Origin of the sequence: Paenalicyclobacillus cellulosilyticus, assembly GCF_014647315.1 — a bacterium.
Classification (GTDB): Bacteria; Bacillota; Bacilli; order Alicyclobacillales; family Alicyclobacillaceae; genus Alicyclobacillus_J; species Alicyclobacillus_J cellulosilyticus.
On sequence record NZ_BMOY01000095.1, the window covers coordinates 1 to 766 of the forward strand.

The 766-nt window shown below is 42.2% G+C and carries 1 protein-coding gene; it reads right to left on the reverse strand.

Annotated features, from left to right (window positions below; genetic code table 11):
• Positions 1-139 precede the first annotated feature (139 nt).
• Positions 140-766 (reverse strand): type II toxin-antitoxin system HipA family toxin (locus IEX97_RS12935; protein WP_188883515.1); only part of this gene is annotated, 627 nt, incomplete at its 5' end.

Below are 766 nucleotides of genomic sequence, written 5' to 3' on the forward strand. Positions count from 1 at the left end.
ACATGAAGAAATGCTAGAGTGGGTCCATGATGAATTTGATCCTGATGCTTTCGATCCCAAAGAAGTCGTGTTTGATTAACACCATTTATGCTCTACCCTTGTAACTTAGCCTTGTGTTTGGAGTGATGGCCCAGGATTGTTAACGTTTTGTTATCTTCAAATCTTCATGCTCAAAAGCAGAAGCCATGCGGTCAATCTCCCTTTTTGTCAAACCAAATTGGCTAGCAACCGAACGCCATTTACTTGCCGCTAACGCAACCTCTTTTATAATTTCAAGTGCTCTTGCTTTCTTTATCCGAAACTCATCAATGACGGAAAGCGCCAAATCAATAGAAGCCGTTGGATCATCATAATCTATCGACGTTGATAACATACGTGCTTTCATTTCAAGGGGGGTTGGGTTGACATCATAGGCAGGTGACAACCTCCAACCTTTATGACGTTCATATAAAAAACCATGATTTCTTAAATGATCATCTGTGTTTGAAATCATTACGGTAAAGATGATACGCCTCCACAGTTCTTCTAAATCACTGTTTGGACTTGCACCGTGTTGAGTAATGGCGTAAGCGATTTCAAGATAGCTGTGGGGGTCATTATCCTTTGCACCTAACATACTCATTGCAGATAAGAATGGAACACGCTGACCTTCGTGACGATCAAAACGGCGCAGAATCAGCACTGGTTTTTCCATGATTGTTTCCAGACGCCAATCGGTTGTTTTAATACCCGCTTTTTCTGCAAGTGTCAGCGCAACGGCTTCCCA